Raw genomic sequence first — 22370 nt, 5'->3', positions numbered from 1 at the left:
ATGCGACCCGGTCCGCGCAACCTGATCACCGACGTGAAGGGCCTCACCGTCGGCAACGCCACGGACGAAAAACTGAAATCCGGCGTCACGGTGATCGTCTGCGAGCAGCCCTCCGTCGCCGCGGTACAGGTGCTGGGTGGAGCGCCGGGAACGCGCGAGACGGATCTGCTCGACGTCCACAACACCGTGCAGACGATCGATGCCATCTGCCTGTCCGGCGGCTCCGCCTTCGGGCTGGATGCTGCCTCCGGCGTGCAGGCGGCCCTGCGCGAACAGGGGCGCGGCTTCGCCGTCGGCGCGTTCCGCATCCCGATCGTCCCCGCAGCCATCCTCTTCGACCTGACGAACGGCGGCGACAAGGACTGGGGTCGCTATCCACCCTATCGAGAACTCGGTTATGCGGCCACGCTGGCTGCCGCCGAAGATTTCACGATCGGAACGGCGGGCGCCGGCGCGGGAGCCACGACTGCCACATTCAAGGGTGGCCTCGGCTCGGCCTCGACCGTGCTCGGAAACGGCGTCAGCGTCGGTGCCCTCGTCGCCGTCAATGCGCTCGGCTCGGCAACTGTCGGCACCGGTCAGCATTTCTGGGCGGCGCCACTGGAGGAAGACAGCGAATTTGGCGGCCTCGGTCTCCCGGCCGCGCTTTCGGACGATGCCCGGCAGATCCGGACGAAACTGAACACCCCGGCATCCGGGCTGCACAACACCACCATCGCCGTGATCGCCACGGACGCCGTCCTCACCAAGGCCGAGGCGAAGCGGATGGCCGTTTCCGCCCATGACGGCTTTGCGCGCGCGCTCTGGCCGGCGCACACCCCGCTCGACGGCGACCTCGTCTTCGCAATCGCTACGGGCCGAAGCGGCAAGGCCATGACGCTGGAGGATTTCGTGCCGCTGTGCGCCACCGCGGCCTCGACGATGGCGCGCGCCATCGCACGCGGCGTCCATGCGGCAACGCCTTCTGCCGGCGATTTGGTGCCGGCATGGCGGGACGCGACACCGTGAACGGCGATCCGGCGTTGTCCGCCGCTGCCGCCGGTGCTATTGGCACGCCTGACCCATCACGCCTTGACGCCTGGAGCAGAACATGACGCCGCCCATCCGGATCGCCCCCTCCATCCTCGCCGCCGACTATGCCAAGCTGGGCCAGGAAGTGCGCGACGTCGTCGCAGCCGGCGCCGACTGGATCCACCTCGACATCATGGACGGGCATTTCGTTCCGAACATCTCCTTCGGACCCGATGTCATCAAGGCGTTGCGTCCGCATACGGACGCCTTCTTCGACTGCCACCTGATGATCGCGCCCGCCGATCCCTATCTCGAAGCCTTCGCCAAGGCGGGGTGCGACAGCATTACCGTCCATGCCGAGGCCGGTCCCCACCTCGACCGATCCATCCAGGCCATCAAGGCCCTCGGCAAGAAGGCGGGCGTCTCGCTCAACCCCGCCACCCCCGAAGCGGTGCTGGATTATCTTCTGGACAAGCTCGACCTCATCCTGATCATGACCGTCAACCCCGGTTTCGGCGGGCAGAAGTTCATCCCGGCGATGGAGGAGAAGATCGCCCGGGTGCGCAAGATGATCGGCGACCGTCCGATCGAGCTTCAGGTGGACGGTGGCATCACCATCGACACAATCGCACGTCCCGCCGCAGCCGGCGCCAACGTCTTTGTCGCCGGCTCGGCCATCTTCGGTGGCGGCCATGTTGACGCCTATCGAAAAACAATCGACACTCTGCGCGCGAACGCGGAAAGGGCTCGCGATTGAGGAAAACCGGAGTATTTGTCGCCATTGCCGCCTGCATGATGCTGGCGCCGGCGACAGCTTGGGCAGGCGATTTCGCGCAGGTTCGGCCGATCGGATTTTCCGCGGATGGCGGGATTTTCGCCTATGAGGAGTTCGGGATCCAGGATGGTTCCGGCTCCGCCTACTCCAATATCTACTTCATCGACACCGCCAAGGACGAGTATCTGCCGGGTTCTCCGATCCGCGTGCAGGCGCCTGAGAACGATTCCGGCCTGCGCCGTGTCCGGGCAGAAGCTGCGGCAAAAGCCAGCCCCGCGGTTGCGCATTACAGTCTGAACGAGCACCCCGGCCAGCTTGTGGCCCTCAATCCCTACAGCGAAGTCGGCCCCGTCGGCGACACGCTTCGATACTACGCCTTTCCCGCCGAGCCGCGTGTCGGCGAGCCCTACACTCTGAAGCTCACCGAAACGCCTGCGCCGGTGCCGGAGATCTGCAGCGGCCTGATCGAGAAGGGCGCCGGTTTCCAGCTCGAGTTCACCGAGAAATCCGGAAAGCCTGCCAATCAGTCCGTCTATTCGGAAGACCGGACGCCGCAGAGCCGCGGCTGCCCGACCGGCTACCGCATTGCCGGTGTCGTAACCTATGACGGCGCGCCGCAGACCATCCACATGGCGCTCGTGATGGTGCTGCGGCTAGGTTTCGAGGGGCTGGACGGCCGCTGGCTCGCCGTTCCCCTGAAGCCCTGACCATGGACGCGCAGCCCCGGCCCTTCCGCCTCCAGAATGCCGGCCAGGGAAGCAAGCTTTCGGTATCGCTCCCCTCCCGCATCACTCGCCTTGTCGCGGGCGCGCTCGCATGGGGCGCCCTCATGGCACTATCGGCGTCGATCTCGCTCTACTTCCGCAACGGTTTCGAGACGCTCCATCTGGCGGAACTGGTGACGCTTTTCTTTCTGGGCGGAGCACTGGCCTGGCCGTTCGTTGTGCTCGCAGCAGGTCTCGTCGCAAGAAACGCGGCAGTGGAAACCAGGTTTGCCGCCTGCTTCGTGCTGCTGGCCCTCGGCACGATTGGCGTGACCGCACTGCTCTTTGCGATGGACTACCGCGTCTTCTATTCGGAATGGCACGAGCCGATCCTTTCGAGGATCGGTGTGAAGCAGCTTTTCGGTACGACCGTGTCAGCCTCCTATCAGTTCGCCGTTCTCGGTATGCGGCTTTATCTGCCGGTTGGCCTGCCCATCCTTGCCGGCGCGAGCCTGTGGCTGGCCAAAGCGATGCGTTGAGCTTTTCGGCCATTCTTGGTAGAGGGGCGCCAACGCCCCTTCCAACGAAAGCAGAAAGCCTATGATCCCCCGCTATTCCCGTCCGGAAATGGTCGCCATCTGGTCGCCCGAAACGAAGTTCCGCATCTGGTTCGAGATCGAGGCGCATGCCTGCGATGCGCTGGCTGAACTCGGCGTCATCCCGAAGGAAGCGGCAAAGACGATCTGGGACAAGGGCGGCAAGGCCGTCTTCGACGTGGCCCGCATCGACGAGATCGAGGCCGTCACCAAGCACGATGTCATCGCCTTCCTCACCCATCTGGCGGAGATCGTCGGTCCGGACGCCCGCTTCGTCCACCAGGGCATGACGTCGTCGGACGTGCTCGACACCACCTTGAACATCCAGCTCGTGCGCGCCTCCGACATCCTGCTGGCAGGCCTCGACCGTGTTCTCGCCGCGCTCAAGGCCCGGGCATTCGAACACAAGGACACGGTTCGCATCGGCCGCAGCCACGGCATCCACGCCGAACCGACGACGATGGGCCTTACGCTCGCCCGCTTCTATGCCGAGATGGACCGCAACCGCGCCCGCCTCGTCGCAGCCCGTTCTGAAATCGCAACCGGTGCGATTTCCGGTGCCGTCGGCACCTTCGCCAACATCGACCCGCGCGTCGAGGAGCATGTCTGCGCCGCCCTCGGCCTCGTGCCCGAGCCCGTCTCCACGCAGGTCATCCCGCGCGACCGCCACGCGATGTTCTTCGCAACGCTCGGCGTCATCGCCTCCTCGATCGAAAACGTCGCCATCGAGATCCGCCACATGCAGCGCACGGAGGTTCTGGAAGCCGAGGAGTTCTTCTCGCCCGGCCAGAAGGGCTCGTCCGCCATGCCGCACAAGCGCAACCCCGTGCTGACCGAGAACCTCACAGGTCTCGCCCGCCTCGTTCGCATGTCCGTCGTTCCGGCCATGGAGAACGTCGCCCTTTGGCACGAGCGCGACATCAGCCATTCGAGCGTCGAGCGCGCCATCGGCCCGGACACGACGGTCACCCTCGACTTCGCCTTGAACCGGCTCACCGGCGTCATCGAGAAGCTCGTGGTATATCCCGAGAATATGGAGAAGAATCTCAACAAGTTCCGCGGACTTGTTCACTCGCAGCGCGTGCTTCTCGCGCTTACCCAGGCCGGCGTTTCCCGCGAAGACAGCTACCGCCTCGTCCAGCGCAACGCCATGAAGGTGTGGGAACAGGGCAAGGACTTCCTTGAAGAGCTGCTGGCCGATCAGGAGGTGCGGGCCGCCCTCTCCGAAGAGCAGATCCGCGAAAAGTTCGACCTTGGCTACCACACCAAGCATGTGGATACGATCTTCAAGCGCGTCTTCGGCGAGGCCTGATCCGGCAAGTCCGATTGTATGCATCGCATGAGAAAGGGCGCAGCCATGGCTGCGCCCTTTCTGTCTGGCGTTTCGAAATGCGGTCGACCGTCAGTCTTTCTGGAGCTGGTCGATGGCGACGCCGAGAAGCTCGACCATCTGCAGACGGATATCGTCCTCGCTCTTGGCGACACCGGCCGCATCGAAGTCGGCCTTGACCTTGCGCACGACGTCCTCGTGACCAGCTTCCTCGAAATCGGCCGCCACGACTTCCTTCGCATAGGCCTCGGCATCGCTCTTTCCGAGCAGCTGAGCGGCCCAAAGCCCCAGAAGCTTGTTGCGCCGCGCCTCAGCCCTGAAGCGAAGCTCCTCGTCCTTGGCGAATTTCGCTTCGAAGGCCTTTTCGCGATCTTGCATGGCGGTCATGTCTCGACTCCCGTATATTTGGATCTGTTCCGGTTGGGACTACGATCCATAAATCAAAAGCCTGTCAAAAGTGCAATGTGAAGTTTTCAGGCGCACGATGCCGATTGCGTGAAAGCCCGGAAATAAGGGGATCGATCGACGGACCGATTGTTAAACTGGTACAATTCGTTTATGGACCCGGGAAGAATTGATATATGCGCTACCCAAGGGCGCCAACTACAGAGAAAAATCCATGAACCGTCGCCGCCGTATCTACGAAGGCAAGGCCAAGATTCTCTACGAGGGTCCTGAGCCGGGCACGCTGATCCAGTTCTTCAAGGACGACGCCACCGCCTTCAACAAGAAGAAGCATGACGTCATCGACGGCAAGGGCGTGCTGAACAACCGCATTTCCGAGTATCTTTTCACCCATCTCAACAAGATGGGCATCCCGACCCATTTTATCCGCCGCCTCAACATGCGTGAGCAGCTGATCAAGGAAGTCGAGATCATTCCGCTGGAAGTCGTCGTGCGCAACGTCGCCGCGGGCTCCCTGTCCAAGCGCCTCGGCATCGAGGAAGGCACCGTTCTGCCGCGCTCGATCATCGAGTTCTATTTCAAGGCCGACAACCTCGAGGATCCGCTCGTTTCCGAAGAGCACATCACCGCCTTCGGCTGGGCAAGCCCCCAGGAACTCGACGACATCATGGCGCTCGCCATCCGCGTCAACGACTTCCTCTCCGGCCTCTTCCTCGGCGTCGGCATCCAGCTCGTCGACTTCAAGATCGAATGCGGCCGCCTCTACGAAGGCGACATGATGCGCATCATCATCGCCGACGAGATCTCGCCGGACAGCTGCCGCCTGTGGGACGTCAACACCCAGGAAAAGATGGACAAGGACCGCTTCCGCCGCGATATGGGCGGACTGCTGGAGGCCTACCAGGAAGTGGCGCGCCGTCTCGGCATCATCAACGAGAACGAGCCGATCCGGGGCACTGGCCCGGTTCTGGTAAAGTAATCAAGGGCGGGACTTTTCCCGCCGGGCCCGTGTGGCCATATAGGAAAGCGACTGAAGAGGAACACATGATCAAGGCACGCGTAACGGTGACGCTGAAGAACGGCGTTCTCGACCCGCAGGGCAAGGCGATCGAAGGCGCGCTCAGCAGCCTCGGTTTCGACGGCGTCGGCCACGTCCGTCAGGGCAAGGTCTTCGATCTCGAACTGCAGACCGCCGACAAGGCGAAGGCGGAAGCCGAGCTCAAGGACATGTGCGAGAAGCTTCTGGCAAACACGGTTATCGAGAATTATACTATCGCCCTCGCCTAATGGTTGAAGGAGGCAGCGGTGGCCGAGATCACGAATGAGTTGATGTTTGAGTTGCTGAAGAAGATTCAGGCTGACACCAACAACCTGAAGCAGGGACAGTCCGAAATAAAGGCGGAACTGGGTGCGCTGCGGGGTACGATGATTTCGATGCAGCAAGACATTCACAACATCTACGGCGTGCTCGGCCGCCACGAAACCCGCCTCGACCGTATCGAAAACCGCCTCGAATTGCGCGAGCTTGCCGAGGCCCAGGCAAAGTTTGAGCCACACCCATGAAATCAGCAGTCGTCCAGCTCCCCGGCCTCAACCGTGACCGCGACATGATCGCGGCCCTCACCAAGATCGGCGGCAAGGCGCCCGTCACCGTCTGGCAGACGGAGACCGAGATCCCGGCCGACGTCGACCTGATCGTGATCCCCGGTGGCTTCTCCTACGGCGACTACCTGCGCTGCGGCGCGATTGCCGCGCGCATGCCGGTCATGCAGGCGATCAAGGCGAAGGCAGAGGCCGGCGTGAAGGTGCTGGGCGTCTGCAACGGCTTCCAGATCCTCCTCGAAGCGGGAATGCTGCCGGGCGCGCTCATGCGCAATGCCTCGCTGAAGTTCGTCTGCAAGGAAATCCGGCTCGAAGTGACCAATGCCGAGACGGATTTCACCCGCGCCTATGAGAAGGGCCAGATCCTGCGTTGCCCCGTCGCCCACCACGACGGGAATTTCTTCGCCGATGCGGAGACGGCAGCGAGGATCGAAGGAAACGGCCAGGTGGTGTTCCGCTACGCCGAGGGCACGAACCCGAACGGCTCGCTGAACGACATCGCCGGTGTGATCAACGAGCGGGGCAACGTGCTCGGCATGATGCCGCACCCGGAAAACCTCATCGAGGCGGCCCATGGCGGCTCGGACGGACGCGGCCTTTTCGCTTCCGCGCTCGACGTAATCGCCGCTTAACCATAAGCCTCTATTCAGGGGCGCGTGTTCCCGTCTGAAAGGCCCTTCATGCGCCCTCATGCCCTCTCAAAGGCCGCCTGCGCGGCTGCGCTCGCAGCCGCTGCATCCCTCGCCGCCTGCCAGTCCACGCCGCCGGCGCCGAAGGCAAATACCGCAGCCTTGCCGACGATGGAACGCATCGCCCTGGGGGCCAACGGTTGTTGGTTCAAATCGGGCGACGCAGCCTTCAAGACCTATCGCCTCGCCCCCGAGCTGAACTCCTTCTCGGGTAAGCCGCGCATCCTGGTCGTCCCGCGGCGCTCGCCGGAATCGCGCCCCCTCCTCGTCGTCCAGGCGGAAGGAAACCCGGCACGGCTCAGTGCCTTCGGCCCGCTGATGGACGAACCGGTTTCGGCCCGCATTGCCAGCGACGTCAAGCGCTGGGCCGCTGGCGCAACCGGCTGCAGCTGACACGCTTTCTACAAGTTCATATAATCTCAAGAAAAAATCGCCGTGCCGGAACCTTTCGGCGGTGGCGTCGTTTCTGGCCACCATGACCATACAGATCCTTCATAATCCCCGCTGTTCCACTTCCCGAAACACGCTGGCCAGAATTCGCGACACCGGCGCCGAGCCGGAAATCATCGAATATCTGAAACACCCGCCGACCCGCGAGGAACTTCTGGGCATCCTCGTTTCGATGGGCGCCGAGCCCCGCGATATCCTGCGGACGAAAGAACCGCTGGCCAAACAACTCGCATTGCTTGACCCCGCCCGCACCGATCGAGAAATCATGGATGCCATGCTGGACAATCCGAGCCTGATCGAACGGCCCATCGTCATATCCGCAAAGGGGGCACGGCTGTGCCGTCCCGTGGAGCGGGTCGACGAGATCCTCTGACCTCCTTTGGATCGCAGGTTGTTGGCGGGGGGCATTTTCCTGTCGCGCCGTCCGTGCTCATGCGCTAAAGAGACCGCAAAGCCCCCATTCACGGACAAGACGAGAGACGATGACCATCTCCAACAGCCGCCCGATCACCCCGGAGCTCATTGCCGCCCATGGTCTGAAACCGGATGAATATGAGCGCATTCTGTCGCTGATCGGTCGCGAGCCGACCTTCACCGAGCTTGGTATCTTTTCGGCGATGTGGAACGAGCACTGCTCTTACAAGTCATCCAAGCGCTGGCTGCGCACGCTGCCGACCAAGGGCCCGCGCGTCATCCAGGGTCCCGGCGAAAATGCCGGCGTCGTGGACATCGACGATGGCGACTGCGTCGTCTTCAAGATGGAGAGCCACAACCACCCCTCCTACATCGAGCCCTACCAGGGTGCTGCCACCGGCGTCGGCGGCATCCTGCGCGACGTCTTCACCATGGGCGCACGTCCGGTCGCGGCCATGAACGCGCTGCGCTTCGGCGCGCCGGATCATCCCAAGACCCGCCACCTCGTCTCCGGCGTCGTTGCCGGCGTCGGCGGCTACGGCAATTCCTTCGGCGTGCCGACTGTTGGTGGCGAAGTCGAATTCGACGAGCGCTACAACGGCAACATCCTCGTCAACGCCTTTGCCGCCGGCCTTGCAAAGTCCGACGCGATCTTCCTTTCCGAAGCCAAGGGCGTGGGCCTGCCGGTCGTCTATCTCGGCGCCAAGACCGGCCGCGACGGCGTGGGCGGCGCGACGATGGCATCGGCCGAATTCGACGAATCGATTGAAGAGAAGCGCCCGACCGTGCAGGTCGGCGACCCCTTCACCGAAAAATGCCTGCTGGAAGCCTGCCTCGAACTGATGCAGACCGGTGCCGTCATCGCGATCCAGGACATGGGTGCGGCCGGCCTGACCTGCTCGGCCGTCGAAATGGGCGCAAAGGGCGACCTCGGCATCGAGCTGAACCTCGATCTCGTGCCGGTCCGCGAGGACCACATGACGGCCTATGAGATGATGCTTTCGGAAAGCCAGGAGCGCATGCTCATGGTTCTGGAGCCCGAGAAGGAAGAGGTCGCCAAGGCGATCTTCGTCAAGTGGGGCCTCGACTTCGCCATCGTCGGCTACACCACAGATGACCTGCGTTTCCGCATCCTGCACCAGGGCGAAGAGGTCGCAAACCTGCCGATCAAGCAGCTTGGCGACGAAGCACCGGAATACGACCGCCCCTGGCGCGAGCCGGGCAAGCCGTCCCCCCTGCCCGCGTCCATGGTCGCCGAGCCCAACGATTACGGCCTGGCTCTGCTGAAGCTCGTCGGCTCGCCGAACCAGTCGAGCCGACGCTGGGTCTACGAGCAGTACGACACGCTGATCCAGGGCAACTCGCTGCAGATCCCGGGCGGCGACGCCGGTGTCGTGCGCGTCGAGGGCCATCCGAGCAAGGCGCTCGCCTTCTCCTCCGACGTCACCCCGCGCTACGTCGAGGCCGACCCCTTCGAGGGCGGCAAGCAGGCGGTTGCCGAATGCTGGCGCAACATTACCGCCACCGGCGCCGAGCCGCTGGCGGCCACCGACAACCTGAACTTCGGCAACCCCGAAAAGCCCGACATCATGGGCCAGTTCGTCATGGCCATCAAAGGCATCGGTGAAGCCTGCCGTGCGCTCGATTTCCCGATCGTTTCCGGCAACGTCTCGCTCTACAACGAAACCAACGGCGTGGCGATCCTGCCCACCCCGACCATCGCCGGCGTCGGCCTGCTGCCTGACTGGTCCAAGATGGCCAAGGTCGGCGGCGCCAGGGACGGCGACGAGATCGTGCTGATCGGCATCGACGGCAGCCATCTCGGCCAGTCGGTCTACCTGCGCGACGTTCTCGGCATCGTCGACGGCCCGGCGCCTGAAGTCGACCTCGTGGTGGAACGCCGCAACGGCGATTTCGTCCGCTCGGCGATCCGCAACGGCCAGTTCTCCGCCTGCCACGACATTTCCTCGGGCGGCCTTGCAGTTGCGCTTGCCGAAATGGCGATCGCCTCCGGCAAGGGCATGCAGGTCAACCTGAAGGACTGCAACGGCCCGGCGCATGCCCTGCTGTTCGGCGAAGACCAGGCACGCTACGTCGTCGCCATGCCCGCGGACATGGCGAACTTCCTCTGCGCCAATGCGGAAGGTGCGGGCGTCCCGTTCCGCCGCCTGGGCAAGGTCGGCGGCAGTGAACTCGTCATCGACGATCTTCTGGCGGTGTCGATTGAGCAATTGCGCGACACCCATGAATCGTGGTTCCCTGACTTCATGGATGGCAGCTCCAACGCAGCCGCTGCCGCCAAATAAAACAAAAGGGAGCACGCATTATGCCCATGGCACCAGGTGAAATCGAAGACATGATCAAGGCCGGGATTCCCGGAGCCAAGGTCACGATCCGCGATCTGGCAGGCGATGGGGATCACTATGCCGCAGAGGTCGTCGCGGAAGCCTTCCGCGGCAAGACCCGCGTTCAGCAGCACCAGATGGTCTACAACGCCCTCAAGGGAAACATGGGGGGCGTCCTGCACGCCCTCGCCCTGCAGACGTCCGCGCCGGAGTAGGCGATCCACATGGCCGGTGTCATCGAGGATTTCGTATCCGGTGTCGTCAGCAGTGCCTTGAAGGAAGTGCTGAAGAAAACCGGCGTCAGGAAAACCACCCGGCGCACGCGGCGGCGCGCCGCCAAGCCGAAGCCTGGCGGCCTGATCGCGGACATCGTCGAAGCGGCGCTAAAGCCCCGGTCCACGCCCAGCAAGTCGGCTCGCAGCAAGCCCGCGCGAAAGCAGGTCAGCCGGCGGAGAACGGCGGCTGCCCGCAGCAAGCAGCGCAGCCGGGGCTGATCCCGTCATCATCACAATTGATGAATCAATTCCGTGCGGGTGATGGAAAATCGCCTCGCACATGTTATCTAAGGGCAAACGCGGTCCGGACCTTGAATCCGGGCAGGAAAGGATTCGGACTATGAGTGGCATCCACGATTTCATCGACAACGAAGTCAAGAACAACGACGTCGTGCTCTTCATGAAGGGCACCCCGCAGTTCCCGCAATGCGGTTTCTCCGGTCAGGTCGTGCAGATTCTCGACTATGTCGGCGTCGACTACAAAGGCATCAACGTGCTGGCGGATGCCGATCTGCGCCAGGGCATCAAGGACTATTCCAACTGGCCGACGATTCCGCAGCTCTACGTCAAGGGCGAATTCGTCGGCGGCTGTGATATCGTCCGCGAGATGTTCCAGTCGGGCGAATTGCAAACACATCTTCAGGGACAAGGTATTGCGGTGAAGGGCGCCGCCTGAGCGTCAACCGCATGACATCATCAGACTGTTACAAGGCGCCGTTACCGACGGCGCCTTCTCTCATTTTTGGATTTTCATCATGACAGCAATCTCACCCGAAGCGTCCCAGCGCCTGAACGGCATGGGAAAGGGGGAATTCATCGCGCTGATGGCGATGCTGATGGCGCTGAACGCGCTCGCGATCGACATCATGCTGCCCGGCCTGCAGGAAATCGGCGCGAGCCTCGGCGTTGCCAACGAGAACCATCGCCAGTACGTCATCTCGGCCTATCTCATCGGCTTCGCCTTCGCCCAGCTTCTTTACGGCCCGATTTCGGATCGCTTCGGACGTCGGACGCCGATGTTCGTAGGGTTGGCGATCTACATCGTTTCCGCGCTCGCCGCCGTCGTCGTCCCCTCCTTCGCTGCGCTGCTGGCGCTGCGCTTCGTCCAGGGGATCGGATCGGCCGCCATGCGCGTCATCACGATCTCGATCGTCCGCGACATTTTCGGCGGTCGCGCCATGGCCGAGGTAATGTCGCTGATCATGATGGTCTTCATGGTCGTGCCGGTGCTGGCTCCCGGCACGGGGCAGGTCGTCATGCTGTTCGGCGACTGGCACCTGATCTTCATCTTCATGGGCGTCATTGCGGCCGTCGTGGGCGCGTGGATGTACCTGCGCCTGCCCGAGACGCTGGCGCCGGAAGACGTGCGCCCGTTCACGCCGGCCTCGGTCATCGAAGGCTTCCGCATCGTGCTGACCAATCGCGTGGCACTCTGTTACACGCTTGCCAGCACCTTCATCTTCGGCGCGCTGTTCGGCTTCATCAACTCGGCGCAGCAGATCTATGTCGGCATCTATGAGCTGGGCGTCTGGTTTCCCGTCGCCTTTGCGGGCGTCGCGGCCTTCATGGCGTTCTCCTCCTTCGTCAATGCGAGGCTGGTCGGCCAGTTCGGCATGCGGCGGCTGTCACACGGCGCGCTGCTGGGCTTCCTTGCCATCAACGCGTTGTGGCTGGTCCTGACGCTGACCTGGACAAACCACCTCGTGCCGTTCCCGATCTTCATCACGCTGTTTGCGCTGTCGATGTTCCAGTTCGGCTGGATCGGCTCGAACTTCAATTCGCTGGCGATGGAGCCGCTGGGCCACGTCGCCGGCACCGCCTCCTCCGTCCTCGGCTTCATGGGCACCGCCGGCGGCGCGGTCATCGGCGGCATCATCGGCCAGGCCTACAATGGCACCGCCCTGCCGCTTGTGACGGGCTTCTTTACGCTATCGGTCATCGGCCTGGCATTCGTTCTGATCGCCGAGCATGGCAAGCTGTTCCAGCCGCACAACAAGGCGGCCTGAGGACGGCCGAACTGACAATAGCAAAAGGCCCGGACGATCGCTCGTCCGGGCCTTTTGCGTTAAGCGTGAGGTCGATCAATCGAGAACGAAGACTTCCCGGCGCATCATTTCCCAGCTGTCCTTGTCGGGCGCGATCAGAAGGCCGCCCTCGACATGCCTCGGCAGGTAGCGCGAGCCGTCGAAGCGCGCGGCATAGGCGCCGGCTTCCTGACTGATGAGCGTGCCGCCCAGGTGATCCCAGGGCATCAGCTTGTTGTACATCAGATAATGGACGTGACCTGCGGCAAAGGTACGGTATTCGTGCGCGGCGCAGCGGTAGTTCGAGGCGAATGCCACCTTGGCGAGGTTGGCCATGATCCCGGCGCGCTTGTCCGCCGGCAGGAACCCGGTCGATGCCATGCCGGTCATTTCGGCGAGCGGAACCGCAGCGGCGGCCTTAAGCCGGCTGGCCGGACGATGGCCGCCCGTCTGCCACGCGCCAGCTCCCTTTTCGGCCAGCACGAAGTCGTCGCCCATCGGATCGTAGATGACGCCCGCGATCGTCTCGCCGCCGGAGACGACCGACGCCATGACGCCGAAGAGCGGTACGCCCGCTGCGAAGTTGAAGGTCCCGTCGATCGGGTCCACGACGACGGCAAGATCCGCCTCGGCAAGTTTCCGCAACAGCGAGGGATCGGCCGCCACGCTCTCCTCGCCCACGAACAGCGCTCCCGGCAGCACCGCATCCATGCCGGCCTTGATGAAGCGCTCCGCCGCAACGTCAGCCTCCGTAACAAGATCGATGGCACTCGTCTTTTCGCGTATGTCGTCCTTTCCGAGCGCCCGGAAACGCGGGCGGATCTCGGCTTCCGCTGCCGAACTCAGCAGGAACGCAAGCGCATTGATGTCAAAGTTGATCGTCATTTGAAGTTACCGTTGCAAGGGAGGAAAAATCGAAAAGCTTGGGATCGAGCAGATGCGAGGGGTTCACGTGCGACAGCGCCCGCAGCATGGTGTCCTTGCGCCCCGGCATACGCGCCTCGATGTCGGCCAGCATGGCCTTCATCGCATTGCGCTGCAGCCCGTCCTGGGAGCCGCACAGGTCGCAGGGAATGATCGGAAAGCGCATGGCGGCGGCGAACTTGGCAAGGTCGTCCTCTGCCGCATAGGCAAGCGGACGGAGCACCATCAGGTCGCCGTCGTCGTTGAGAAGCTTCGCTGGCATCGCGGCCAGTCGGCCGCCATGGAAGAAATTCATGAAGAAGGTCTCGAGGATGTCCTCCCGGTGATGGCCGAGCACCAGCGCGTCGCAGCCCTCCTCGCGGGCGATGCGATAGAGATTGCCGCGCCTGAGCCGCGAGCAGAGCGAGCAGTAGGTCGCCCCCTGCGGCACTTTTTCCTTCACGATCGAATAGGTGTCGCGATACTCAATCCGGTGTTCGACCCCGATCGAGGAAAGATAGTCCGGCAGCACGTGCTTTGGAAAATTCGGCTGGCCCTGGTCGAGATTGCAGGCGATCAGCTCCACCGGCAGGAGCCCCCGCCATTTCAGATCCATCAGCAAAGCCAAAAGGCTGTAGCTGTCCTTGCCGCCGGAGACGCCGATTAGCCAGCGCTTCTGCCCCTTCAGCATGTCAAAGTCGTCGATCGCCTGCCGCACCTGCCGCAGGAGCCTTTTGCGCAGCTTGTTGAAGGAGACCGACGAGGGCGCATCGGAAAACAGCGGGTGGCGCGGGCCGCCATCGTCGGCGTCTTCCTCGGTCCTGAGCGCGAGCGTCATCAAAGCTTCCGTCGTTAAGTCGTCCGGGTTGGAATGCCCCGAACGGGCGCGACAATCAAGCGCCAAAAACCGACCAGCCTGTGCGCGCCGCCAGCATCTCCAGCGCGACCGTGCCAAGCGCGGAGTTGCCGACCTCGTTCAATCCCGGCGACCAGACCGCAATGGAGGCCTTGCCGGGCGCGATGGCAAGGATGCCCCCGCCCACACCGCTCTTGCCCGGAAGGCCAACGTGATAGGCGAAATCGCCAGATCCGTCGTAATGGCCGCAGGTCAGCATCAGTGCGTTGATGCGGCGCGCGCGCAGGCGCGAGACTACGCGATAACCGGTCAGCGGATTGCTGCCGCCGGCGGCGAGATAAAGACCGGCGCGCGCAAGCTGCCGGCAGCTCATGGCGATGGCGCACTGGTGGAAATAGACGCCGAGCACATGCTCGACGGGATGGTTCAGCCGGTCGAACGAGCGCATGAAATTCGCAAGCGCGGCGTTACGGTATCCCGTCGCCGCCTCCGACCTGGCCACCTCGTGATCGATGACGATGTCCTCGTCGTCGGCGAGATAGCGCACGAACCGCAGGATCTCGCCGATGGCCTCCTTCGGCGGATGGCCGGCAAGCAGAAGATCGGTGATGGCAAGCGCACCGGCATTGATGAAGGGATTGCGCGGAATGCCCGCCTCACGCTCCAGCTGCACGATCGAATTGAAGGCAGTGCCGGAAGGCTCCCGCCCCACCCGCTTCCAGATCGCGTCGCCGAGCTTGCCGAGCGCGATCGTCAGCGTGAACACCTTCGAGATGCTCTGGATGGAGAAGGAAACGTCCGCGTCGCCCGCAAGATGGACGTCGCCGTCGACCGTCTGCACCGCAATTCCGAACCGGTCCGACCGGACCCTTGCCAGTTGCGGAATGTAATCCGCCACGCGCCCTTCGCCGAAGCGCGGCGACAGCTCGCGATGTATTTCGCCGACGATCGTCTGCAGGTCCGGCATGCGGCAATCCTCCGAATTCAGATTCCGTATGACAAAAAAGCCGCCCGTTTCGGGGCGGCTTTCGCATTCGACAGGCTTTTGGCCGAAATTAGCGCGAATAGAATTCGACGACCAGGTTCGGTTCCATGACGACCGGGTACGGTACGTCAGAGAGGCCCGGAACGCGTGCGAAGGTCGCAACCATCTTGTTGTGGTCGACTTCGATGTAGTCCGGAACGTCACGCTCGGCGAGGCCGACCGATTCCAGAACCGTAACGAGCTGCTTGGACTTCTCGCGGACTTCGATGACATCGCCGGCCTTGCAGCGGTAGGAACCGATGTTGACGCGGACGCCGTTGACCTTGACGTGGCCGTGGTTGACGAACTGGCGGGCAGCGAAGACCGTCGGAACGAACTTGGCGCGGTAGACGATCGCGTCCAGACGCGACTCGAGCAGGCCGATCAGGTTCTCGCCGGTGTCGCCCTTGCGGCGGTTGGCTTCCTCGTAGGTGGCGCGGAACTGCTTTTCGCGCAGGTCGCCGTAGTAGCCCTTCAGCTTCTGCTTGGCGCGCAGCTGCACGCCGAAGTCGGAAAGCTTGGACTTGCGGCGCTGGCCGTGCTGGCCCGGGCCGTATTCGCGGCGGTTGACCGGGGACTTCGGACGACCCCAGATATTTTCGCCCATACGGCGGTCAATTTTGTACTTGGATGAAGCGCGCTTGCTCATCGCATTTCCTTTCATAGTGTTACACCGGATCGTTACCAATCCGGATCAAGGAAACACGCCCTCCTCTGAATGCCGTTTTCGGCTTTCTGACAGGTTCCTCACGATACGCGACCGGAAAAACCACGGGACATGTCAAATGAAACACCGGGCATCGCTGCCCGGCGTTGGGCGGGTCTGTAGGACGTTTTCACAAGAATGTCAACGCATCTTGCGGACCGAAACCCCCGCCCCTATCTGCCGGCTCACGCAGCACCGGGCCCCTCTGACGTGTGAAGCCGGATGACCCGTGATGTCGGAGCTGCAAACATCAACATATCCGGCGTAGGAAACCCTTTCATGGATTTTCTTATGCACGACTTCCAGGGGACCGCCGTTTGGATGTGGCTCTCCTTCCTGGCGATTGTCCTTGCCCTCCTCGCTCTCGATCTCGGGGTTCTCCACAAGGAAAACAAGGAGATCGGCATACGTGAGAGCCTTCTTCTCTCCGCCTTCTACATCGCGCTCGGCCTCGCCTTCGGCGGTTTCGTCTGGCTCCAATCCGGCCAGCAGGCCGGCATCGAGTATCTGACCGGCTTCGTGGTCGAAAAGAGCCTCGCGATGGACAACATCTTCGTCATCGCGATGATCTTCGGCTATTTCGCCATTCCGAGGCACTACCAGCACCGCGTGCTGCTCTACGGCATCCTCGGCGTCATCGTGCTGCGCGGCATCATGATCGGAGCGGGTGCGGCCGTCGTCGAGAACTACGGCTGGGTGCTTTACCTTTTCGCCGCCTTCCTCGTCTTCACCGGCATCAAGATGCTCTTCTCGTCCGAGGAGGCCTATGACGTCGCCAACAACCCGCTGCTGAAGTTGCTGCGCCGCCGCCTTCCCGTTACCGACCGGCTGCACGGCGATCGCTTCCTCGTCCGCCAGGTCGACGAGAAAACAGGCCGTCTGCGCACCTTCGTCACACCGCTCCTGCTGGCATTGGTGCTGGTCGAGTTCGCCGACCTCGTTTTCGCCGTCGATTCGATCCCGGCAATCTTCGCAATCACCACCGATCCGTTCATCGTCTATACGTCGAATATCTTCGCGATCCTCGGACTGCGTGCGCTCTACTTCGCGCTCTCCGCCCTGATCCACCGCTTCGCCTATCTGAAATATGCGCTGGCGACCGTACTGATCTTCATCGGCTCGAAGATCTTCGTCGCCGACATGCTGGGTCTTGCGAAGATCCCGCCGATGATCTCCCTTGGGGTCACCGTCGCGATCCTTGCCGCCGGCATCGTCGGCTCGCTTTGGGCCACCCGCAACGAGGAGGCAAAGCCGCTGACGGAAGACGCCTAAACCCTACTCGGCGGCGTCGCGGGAATCGGCGCCGGGGTCCGACGCGTTCGGATCGCCCGGCGCCGTTTCGCAGGCGAGATCCGGGAAGGCGACGATGCGGTGCCCCGCGATATCGCTGTGGACGACGACGAGCCCCTGCTCCTCGAAATAGCCGAGCAGCCGGCGCGCGCGACGGGCCGAATGCGTGCCGTAAGCGCGCGCGATCATCGCATCCGACGGGCAGGCAAGCCCGCGTACCGCCGATTGCGCGACCAGCAGGAATACGCCCTGCAGGTCCTCGCTCACCTGGCGGGAGAGGTCGAGCGCGGTCTGCCAGACCTCGGTGGCCGCCGTCTCGGCATCGACGCCGGAGCGGGCCACCGCCATCTTGCGACGGAATGCAGGAAGCGACAACGGCGCGCCAGGCACGCGACGAATGCGGCAGCGCACGAGGAAGTCCTGGAACAGTTCGGCATCCGCCCGGAAGGCAGCTCCCGGATTGTCGAGGATCTCGGCCAGCACATGATCGAGCATCGCCTCGCGCTCTTCGGCAGGCATTTCGGGGACCGCGGGCCGGGCGGTCTCGACCGCGACGGGTTCGGGCCGCGCGCGTGACAATTCGGCGAGGATGTCGGTCGTCGGCCGCGGCTGCGGCGGGGCGCGGCGCAAGATCGGACGCGTGAATTCCTCCGGATCCGGCGTGAAGATCAGGTCGGCGACATCCTCCGGCGCTTCCGGCAGCGGCATCAGTTTCGGGCTGGTCGAGCGGGCCGAGGTCTCGACCGCACCGATCGTCACTGCAAGCGGCCGGCGCGACAGGGCCGGGCCGAGTGCGACGAAGGAGCCGCGCTTCAGGTCGCGGAACATCTCCGCCTGCCGGCGGTCCATGCCCAGCAGGTCGGCCGCGCGTGCCATGTCGATGTCAAGAAAGGTGCGCCCCATCAGGAAGTTGGAGGCTTCGGCGGCGACATTCTTGGCGAGCTTCGCAAGGCGCTGGGTGGCGATCACGCCGGCAAGGCCTCGCTTTCGCCCGCGGCACATCAGGTTGGTCATGGCGCCGAGCGAAAGCTTGCGCGCCTCCTCGCCGACGTCGCCGGCAACCGAGGGCGCGAACATCTGCGCCTCGTCGACCACGACGAGCACGGGATACCAGTAGTCGCGGTCGGCGTCGAACATAGCGTTGAGGAAGATGCCGGCGGTGCGCATCTGCTGCTCCACCTCCAGCCCCTCCAGCGACAGGACGCAGGAGACGCGGTGCTGGCGGATACGGGTGGCGATGCCGACCAGTTCGGCATCGGTGCGCTCGCCCTCTACGACGATGTGGCCGAACTTGTCGGCCAGCGTGACGAAATCACCCTCGGGATCGATGATGCACTGCTGCACCCACGGCGCCGACTGCTCCAGCAGTCGCCGCAACAGGTGCGACTTGCCCGAGCCGGAATTGCCCTGGACGAGAAGACGGGTCGCAAGCAACTCCTCGATATCGAGCGCGGCCGGCGCGCCGCCCTGCGCCGTTCCCATGTCGATGCCGACCTTCATGCGACCCTCGTGCCCAACCAAACGATTCGTCCGGCGCGCGTGGCCGGGAAAAACGGCGAAGACCTAGCATGAAAGACTGCGCCTGCGGGGACCCCAAAATACAAAACCCACAGGAAGGTTTGGCCAGCGGCGCGAAACTACACCCGCAGCCCGAAGCCCTGCATCAGCCGCCGCGTCGAAAAATCGGGATTGCCGGAGGTGAACACGGCAACATCCTCGCCGGGCGCAATGGCTTCGAGCGCCGGCACCAGCCGCCGCGCCTGGCGGGCGATCGCCTCGGCGGGATCCAGCCAGTCCACCGGCCACGGCGCCAGCCTGCGAAAAAGGTTGGCCATGAACGGATAATGCGTGCAGGCAAGCACGACGATGTCGGTCTTGCGGCCGTCCTGCTCGATAAAGCACTGCGCGATCTCGGAAAGGACCGCCTCGTCCGAAAGCGTTTCGCCGCGAATATAGGCTTCGGCCATGCGCGCGAGGTTCTCCGAGCCCACCAGCCGCACATGACACTGGCTGGCGAAGGACTGGATCAGGTCGCGCGTATAGGCGCGCCTGACCGTCCCGGGGGTCGCAAGCACGGAAACGAGGCCAGAGCGGGTGCGTTCAGCCGCCGGCTTGATCGCAGGCACCGTGCCGACGAAGCGCATCTGCGGAAAGGCCGCGCGCAGATCCGCGCCGGCCAGCGTGAAGGCGGTGTTGCAGGCGATGATGCAGACTTCCGGGTCGTGCTGCGCAAGAAGCTTGTCGAACAGCGAGACGACCCGCTTCTTCAGCGCCTCCTCCTCCCAGCCGCCATAGGGAAAACCGGCGTCGTCGGCGACATAGGTGAAGTGGCGCTCCGGCATCATCACGCGCGCCTCGCGCAGCACCGTCAGCCCGCCGATGCCGCTGTCGAAGACCAGTATGGGCTTGGGGCTATTCGTCGTCACGCGCGGCCTTCGGCCTTCTGTTGCGGGTGCGGTTTGGCGATGGGGTGCCGCGCGGGGCGTCCCGTGTGAAACGATCGAGACAGGAGATGATGCCGCGCAAGACCTGGATTTCCGAACCGGTGAAAGAGGGACGGGTAAGAGCGGAACGCAGGTTTTCTATCAATTTCGGCTTTTTGGCGGCGGGGCGGAAGTAGCCGCGCGCATCCAGCGCCTCCTCCACATGGTCGAACAGGCCCTGCAGTTCGTCCTTCTGCGCCGGCCGTTGCGGCAGGGCGGAAAAGGCGGTTTCCTCGAGCGAGCCCATACCCGTCTTCATCCATTCGTAGCTCATCAGGAGCACGGCCTGCGCCAGATTGAGCGAGGCGAAGGCGGGATTGACGGGAAAGGTGACGAGTTCGTCGGCAAGCGCGATTTCCTCGTTGGTCAGCCCGGTGCGTTCGCGTCCGAACAGAATGCCGGTCGCCTCCCCGGCCCGGAACCGCGTCCTCAGCGTCTCGGCAGCCACCACCGGCGAGCGCACTTCCTTGTAGCCGTAGCGGTCGCGTGCCGTCGTCGCATAGACGAAGTTGAGGTCGGCGACCGCCGCCTCCAGCGAGGAAAACACCTTCGTCGCCGCGATCACATGGTCGGCCTTGCTCGCCGCCGAGATCGCCTTCTCGCTGGGCCAGCCGTCGCGCGGATTGACGAGCCGCAGTTCGGCAAGGCCGAAATTGGCCATGGCGCGCGCCACCATGCCGATGTTTTCGCCGAGTTGCGGGTGGACCAGGATGATCGCCGGTCCCTCCGCAATCAGTTGCCGCTCGCTGTTCGTACCCGCCATGCCGTCTTCAATCCTTCGTGCCGGTTTAAGGCCTCACTGGCACAAATGGCGCGAAATGAGAAGGTGTGCAGTGCAACGGCATCGCTGCCACCTTCCTCGCAGAAGCCTACTGACCATCCTGCGTTGCGCCGTTCGGGCCGGCACCTTCCTCACCGCCGCCATCCTGCGGCATGGAGGCCCCTTCGGTGCTGATCTCCTGCATCTCCGCCTTCAGCGAGCCCGGATCGCCATCCTGCGGACGAAGAATATCGTCGATCACCGCGCGGCCGTCTTCATCGATGACGTTGAAATCGACTTCCGACGGCTTCCAGTCCGGTTCACGTTCGCCGAAGCAGTAGGTGTTGTCGAACGTCGTCTTGACCACGGTCATGCCGTTGACGGGCGGCTGCGCCTCGATCTTCAGATCCTTGAAGGAGCAGCCGTCCTGCCCCATCGCGATGACGTCGTAGTCGAACGGCGAGCCGCTGTCCTCGAAGACCGGGTATTTGGCGGCGTCCCGATATTTCGTAACAAAATCCTTGCTGTAAAGCCGCGAAAGGAAGGTGTCGTCGAAGTAATCGACATAATCAGGCGGCGTCGCGTTGTCGTCGGCCACGTCGGCCCAGTTTTTCGTCGCCACGTCCATGATTTCGCGCACCGGCGCGGTTGCGTCGGCCGCGACGGCCAACGACGGCAGGGCGAAAAGGGCGGCAGCAAGGCTCATTCGTATCATGGTCGTCTCCCGAGCAGGTCGGCTATCGGGCCGGTAGGCCCTATCGTGTTCGTCACGCGCCAAGCCTAACAGCGTCAATTGGGACAAATTCCGGCAACGCGAATCAATTCGCGACGCAGCCGGCATGAGGCGGCGCGGACCATAGTCGAAGCCATGGCGAAATGGAAAATAATCCCTGCGCGGGCCGCGCTGCCTTTGCCTTGCGCACGCGCGATGCTATAGGCGCACACGATCCGTCCTTTCACGAAACGGGGCAGTCCGCCCCCATCAGGCAGCGAGGAATTTCATGGCTAAGATCAAGGTCGCAAATCCGGTCGTCGAGCTCGACGGCGACGAGATGACCCGCATCATCTGGCAGTTCATCAAGGAAAAGCTGATCCACCCCTACCTCGACATCGACCTGAAGTATTACGACCTCAGCGTCGAGAACCGGGATGCGACGGACGATCAGATAACCGTCGACGCTGCCAACGCCATCAAGCAGTACGGCGTCGGCGTCAAGTGCGCGACGATCACCCCGGACGAAGGCCGCGTCGAGGAGTTCAAGCTGAAGAAGATGTGGAAGTCGCCGAACGGCACGATCCGCAACATCCTCGGCGGCGTCATCTTCCGCGAGCCGATCATCTGCAAGAACGTTCCGCGCCTCGTGCCCGGCTGGACCAAGCCGATCATCGTCGGCCGCCACGCCTTCGGCGACCAGTACCGCGCCACCGACTTCAAGTTCCCCGGCAAGGGCAAGCTTACGATGAAGTTCGTCGGCGAGGACGGCAAGGAAATCGAATACGACGTCTTCGACGCGCCGTCTGCCGGTGTCGCCATGGGCATGTACAACCTCGACGATTCGATCACCGAATTCGCCCGCGCCTCGTTCAACTACGGCCTGCAACGCAAGGTGCCGGTCTATCTCTCGACCAAGAACACCATCCTCAAGGTCTATGACGGCCGCTTCAAGGACATCTTCCAGGAGGTCTTCGACGCCGAGTTCGCCGAAAAGTTCAAGGAAGCGAAGATCT

27 protein-coding genes are annotated in these 22370 nt (G+C 63.3%); 18 read left to right on the top strand and 9 right to left on the bottom strand.

Features of this window, described 5'->3' with window-relative positions:
- The 5 genes from HV823_RS11090 to purB all read left to right on the top strand — a co-directional run bounded on the left by HV823_RS11090 (position 1) and on the right by purB (position 4398).
- The gene (locus tag HV823_RS11090; protein WP_176949790.1) at positions 1–1008 is read left to right on the top strand and encodes a P1 family peptidase; all 1008 of its coding nucleotides are present in this window, start codon (positions 1–3) and stop codon (positions 1006–1008) included.
- Positions 1009–1090: 82 nt separating this feature from the next.
- Positions 1091–1768 carry a ribulose-phosphate 3-epimerase gene (rpe, locus tag HV823_RS11085; RefSeq protein WP_176949789.1) on the top strand — a complete coding sequence of 226 codons (678 nt, stop codon included), beginning with the start codon at positions 1091–1093 and terminating at the stop codon, positions 1766–1768.
- Positions 1765–2493, top strand: a complete 729-nt coding sequence (locus tag HV823_RS11080; RefSeq protein ID WP_176949788.1) for a DUF2259 domain-containing protein — start codon at positions 1765–1767, stop codon at positions 2491–2493. Before rpe ends, HV823_RS11080 begins: the two co-directional genes overlap by 4 nt.
- A 2-nt stretch (positions 2494–2495) precedes the next feature.
- Entirely contained in the window at positions 2496–3029 is a 534-nt protein-coding gene (locus HV823_RS11075; RefSeq protein ID WP_176949787.1) for a hypothetical protein, read from the top strand.
- A 61-nt stretch (positions 3030–3090) separates the two neighbouring features.
- Positions 3091–4398: an adenylosuccinate lyase gene (gene purB / locus HV823_RS11070; protein WP_176949786.1), complete on the top strand. Its 1308-nt coding sequence runs from the start codon at positions 3091–3093 to the stop codon at positions 4396–4398.
- Between the two features lie 90 nt (positions 4399–4488).
- On the opposite strand, the gene HV823_RS11065 is transcribed toward purB, so the two are convergent.
- Positions 4489–4803: a DUF1476 domain-containing protein gene (locus tag HV823_RS11065; RefSeq protein ID WP_176949785.1), complete on the bottom strand. Its 315-nt coding sequence runs from the start codon at positions 4801–4803 to the stop codon at positions 4489–4491.
- Positions 4804–5035: 232 nt separating this feature from the next.
- Between HV823_RS11065 and purC the strand changes: the two genes are divergently transcribed.
- From purC to HV823_RS11010, 11 genes are all read left to right on the top strand, one after another.
- Entirely contained in the window at positions 5036–5800 is a 765-nt protein-coding gene (purC, locus tag HV823_RS11060; RefSeq protein WP_097140942.1) for a phosphoribosylaminoimidazolesuccinocarboxamide synthase, read from the top strand.
- 65 nt (positions 5801–5865) lie between these two features.
- Positions 5866–6108: a phosphoribosylformylglycinamidine synthase subunit PurS gene (gene purS, locus HV823_RS11055; RefSeq protein WP_176949784.1), complete on the top strand. Its 243-nt coding sequence runs from the start codon at positions 5866–5868 to the stop codon at positions 6106–6108.
- A gap of 18 nt (positions 6109–6126) precedes the next feature.
- Positions 6127–6384: a hypothetical protein gene (locus HV823_RS11050; protein WP_176949783.1), complete on the top strand. Its 258-nt coding sequence runs from the start codon at positions 6127–6129 to the stop codon at positions 6382–6384.
- Positions 6381–7055 carry a phosphoribosylformylglycinamidine synthase subunit PurQ gene (gene purQ, locus HV823_RS11045; protein WP_176949782.1) on the top strand — a complete coding sequence of 225 codons (675 nt, stop codon included), beginning with the start codon at positions 6381–6383 and terminating at the stop codon, positions 7053–7055. The genes HV823_RS11050 and purQ overlap by 4 nt, the downstream gene beginning before the upstream one ends.
- A 48-nt stretch (positions 7056–7103) precedes the next feature.
- The gene (locus tag HV823_RS11040; protein ID WP_176949781.1) at positions 7104–7505 is read left to right on the top strand and encodes a hypothetical protein; all 402 of its coding nucleotides are present in this window, start codon (positions 7104–7106) and stop codon (positions 7503–7505) included.
- 61 nt (positions 7506–7566) lie between these two features.
- Positions 7567–7935: an arsenate reductase (glutaredoxin) gene (gene arsC, locus HV823_RS11035; protein ID WP_343051850.1), complete on the top strand. Its 369-nt coding sequence runs from the start codon at positions 7567–7569 to the stop codon at positions 7933–7935.
- A gap of 109 nt (positions 7936–8044) precedes the next feature.
- Positions 8045–10282 carry a phosphoribosylformylglycinamidine synthase subunit PurL gene (gene purL, locus HV823_RS11030; RefSeq protein ID WP_176949780.1) on the top strand — a complete coding sequence of 746 codons (2238 nt, stop codon included), beginning with the start codon at positions 8045–8047 and terminating at the stop codon, positions 10280–10282.
- Between the two features lie 20 nt (positions 10283–10302).
- Positions 10303–10536: a BolA/IbaG family iron-sulfur metabolism protein gene (locus tag HV823_RS11025; protein ID WP_097140948.1), complete on the top strand. Its 234-nt coding sequence runs from the start codon at positions 10303–10305 to the stop codon at positions 10534–10536.
- Between the two features lie 9 nt (positions 10537–10545).
- Positions 10546–10815, top strand: a complete 270-nt coding sequence (locus HV823_RS11020; RefSeq protein WP_176949779.1) for a hypothetical protein — start codon at positions 10546–10548, stop codon at positions 10813–10815.
- Positions 10816–10936: 121 nt separating this feature from the next.
- The gene (grxD, locus tag HV823_RS11015) at positions 10937–11272 is read left to right on the top strand and encodes a Grx4 family monothiol glutaredoxin (RefSeq protein WP_097140950.1); all 336 of its coding nucleotides are present in this window, start codon (positions 10937–10939) and stop codon (positions 11270–11272) included.
- A 121-nt stretch (positions 11273–11393) separates the two neighbouring features.
- Positions 11394–12602, top strand: a complete 1209-nt coding sequence (locus HV823_RS11010) for a multidrug effflux MFS transporter (RefSeq protein ID WP_176950072.1) — start codon at positions 11394–11396, stop codon at positions 12600–12602.
- Between the two features lie 75 nt (positions 12603–12677).
- Here the strand turns inward: HV823_RS11010 and HV823_RS11005 are convergent, their stop codons facing one another.
- The 4 genes from HV823_RS11005 to rpsD form a co-directional block, all read right to left on the bottom strand.
- Positions 12678–13505, bottom strand: a complete 828-nt coding sequence (locus HV823_RS11005; protein WP_176949778.1) for an inositol monophosphatase family protein — start codon at positions 13503–13505, stop codon at positions 12678–12680.
- Positions 13489–14361, bottom strand: a complete 873-nt coding sequence (gene ttcA, locus HV823_RS11000; RefSeq protein ID WP_176949777.1) for a tRNA 2-thiocytidine(32) synthetase TtcA — start codon at positions 14359–14361, stop codon at positions 13489–13491. Before ttcA ends, HV823_RS11005 begins: the two co-directional genes overlap by 17 nt.
- Positions 14362–14416: 55 nt before the next feature.
- The gene (locus tag HV823_RS10995; protein ID WP_176949776.1) at positions 14417–15346 is read right to left on the bottom strand and encodes a glutaminase; all 930 of its coding nucleotides are present in this window, start codon (positions 15344–15346) and stop codon (positions 14417–14419) included.
- A gap of 88 nt (positions 15347–15434) precedes the next feature.
- Complete coding sequence (gene rpsD / locus HV823_RS10990) at positions 15435–16052, bottom strand: 30S ribosomal protein S4 (RefSeq protein WP_176949775.1); 618 nt, start codon at positions 16050–16052, stop codon at positions 15435–15437.
- 336 nt (positions 16053–16388) lie between these two features.
- Here rpsD and HV823_RS10985 point away from each other — a divergent pair, with 336 nt between their 5' ends.
- On the top strand, positions 16389–17381 hold the full coding sequence (locus tag HV823_RS10985) for a TerC family protein (RefSeq protein ID WP_176949774.1): 993 nt from the start codon (positions 16389–16391) through the stop codon (positions 17379–17381).
- A 3-nt stretch (positions 17382–17384) separates the two neighbouring features.
- Here the strand turns inward: HV823_RS10985 and HV823_RS10980 are convergent, their stop codons facing one another.
- From HV823_RS10980 to HV823_RS10965, 4 genes are all read right to left on the bottom strand, one after another.
- Positions 17385–18899, bottom strand: coding sequence for a helicase HerA domain-containing protein (locus HV823_RS10980; RefSeq protein ID WP_176949773.1), 1515 nt, complete (start codon positions 18897–18899; stop codon positions 17385–17387).
- A gap of 137 nt (positions 18900–19036) precedes the next feature.
- Positions 19037–19825 (bottom strand): glutamate racemase, encoded by a 789-nt coding sequence (murI, locus tag HV823_RS10975; protein ID WP_176949772.1) that lies wholly within the window; start codon positions 19823–19825, stop codon positions 19037–19039.
- Entirely contained in the window at positions 19812–20645 is an 834-nt protein-coding gene (locus HV823_RS10970) for an RNA methyltransferase (RefSeq protein ID WP_176949771.1), read from the bottom strand. The genes murI and HV823_RS10970 overlap by 14 nt, the downstream gene beginning before the upstream one ends.
- Before the next feature lie 106 nt (positions 20646–20751).
- Positions 20752–21357 (bottom strand): hypothetical protein, encoded by a 606-nt coding sequence (locus HV823_RS10965; protein WP_176949770.1) that lies wholly within the window; start codon positions 21355–21357, stop codon positions 20752–20754.
- 286 nt (positions 21358–21643) lie between these two features.
- Here HV823_RS10965 and HV823_RS10960 point away from each other — a divergent pair.
- Positions 21644–22370: NADP-dependent isocitrate dehydrogenase (locus HV823_RS10960; protein WP_176949769.1), on the top strand; the 727-nt coding region annotated here is incomplete at its 3' end.

Origin of the sequence: Mycoplana rhizolycopersici (assembly GCF_013378445.1) — a bacterium.
GTDB classification, from domain to species: domain Bacteria; phylum Pseudomonadota; class Alphaproteobacteria; order Rhizobiales; family Rhizobiaceae; genus Mycoplana; species Mycoplana rhizolycopersici.
The sequence above is the reverse complement of the archived record's forward strand: the minus strand, read 5'-3'. Positions and strand labels throughout refer to the sequence as shown.

Excerpts from the sequence above, each read along its gene's own strand:
- purL (WP_176949780.1), top strand. The coding sequence starts at position 8,045 with ATGACCATCTCCAACAGCCGCCCGATCACCCCGGAGCTCATTGCCGCC.
- purB (WP_176949786.1), top strand. The coding sequence starts at position 3,091 with ATGATCCCCCGCTATTCCCGTCCGGAAATGGTCGCCATCTGGTCGCCC.
- HV823_RS10980 (WP_176949773.1), bottom strand. The coding sequence starts at position 18,899 with ATGAAGGTCGGCATCGACATGGGAACGGCGCAGGGCGGCGCGCCGGCC.
- ttcA (WP_176949777.1), bottom strand. The coding sequence starts at position 14,361 with ATGACGCTCGCGCTCAGGACCGAGGAAGACGCCGACGATGGCGGCCCG.
- HV823_RS11090 (WP_176949790.1), top strand. The coding sequence starts at position 1 with ATGCGACCCGGTCCGCGCAACCTGATCACCGACGTGAAGGGCCTCACC.
- purS (WP_176949784.1), top strand. The coding sequence starts at position 5,866 with ATGATCAAGGCACGCGTAACGGTGACGCTGAAGAACGGCGTTCTCGAC.
- HV823_RS10995 (WP_176949776.1), bottom strand. The coding sequence starts at position 15,346 with ATGCCGGACCTGCAGACGATCGTCGGCGAAATACATCGCGAGCTGTCG.
- rpsD (WP_176949775.1), bottom strand. The coding sequence starts at position 16,052 with ATGAGCAAGCGCGCTTCATCCAAGTACAAAATTGACCGCCGTATGGGC.
- HV823_RS11010 (WP_176950072.1), top strand. The coding sequence starts at position 11,394 with ATGGGAAAGGGGGAATTCATCGCGCTGATGGCGATGCTGATGGCGCTG.
- HV823_RS10985 (WP_176949774.1), top strand. The coding sequence starts at position 16,389 with ATGGATTTTCTTATGCACGACTTCCAGGGGACCGCCGTTTGGATGTGG.
- HV823_RS10965 (WP_176949770.1), bottom strand. The coding sequence starts at position 21,357 with ATGATACGAATGAGCCTTGCTGCCGCCCTTTTCGCCCTGCCGTCGTTG.
- HV823_RS11075 (WP_176949787.1), top strand. The coding sequence starts at position 2,496 with ATGGACGCGCAGCCCCGGCCCTTCCGCCTCCAGAATGCCGGCCAGGGA.
- HV823_RS11025 (WP_097140948.1), top strand. The coding sequence starts at position 10,303 with ATGCCCATGGCACCAGGTGAAATCGAAGACATGATCAAGGCCGGGATT.
- rpe (WP_176949789.1), top strand. The coding sequence starts at position 1,091 with ATGACGCCGCCCATCCGGATCGCCCCCTCCATCCTCGCCGCCGACTAT.
- purC (WP_097140942.1), top strand. The coding sequence starts at position 5,036 with ATGAACCGTCGCCGCCGTATCTACGAAGGCAAGGCCAAGATTCTCTAC.
- grxD (WP_097140950.1), top strand. The coding sequence starts at position 10,937 with ATGAGTGGCATCCACGATTTCATCGACAACGAAGTCAAGAACAACGAC.
- HV823_RS11040 (WP_176949781.1), top strand. The coding sequence starts at position 7,104 with ATGCGCCCTCATGCCCTCTCAAAGGCCGCCTGCGCGGCTGCGCTCGCA.
- HV823_RS11005 (WP_176949778.1), bottom strand. The coding sequence starts at position 13,505 with ATGACGATCAACTTTGACATCAATGCGCTTGCGTTCCTGCTGAGTTCG.
- HV823_RS11065 (WP_176949785.1), bottom strand. The coding sequence starts at position 4,803 with ATGACCGCCATGCAAGATCGCGAAAAGGCCTTCGAAGCGAAATTCGCC.
- purQ (WP_176949782.1), top strand. The coding sequence starts at position 6,381 with ATGAAATCAGCAGTCGTCCAGCTCCCCGGCCTCAACCGTGACCGCGAC.
- HV823_RS10970 (WP_176949771.1), bottom strand. The coding sequence starts at position 20,645 with ATGGCGGGTACGAACAGCGAGCGGCAACTGATTGCGGAGGGACCGGCG.
- HV823_RS11020 (WP_176949779.1), top strand. The coding sequence starts at position 10,546 with ATGGCCGGTGTCATCGAGGATTTCGTATCCGGTGTCGTCAGCAGTGCC.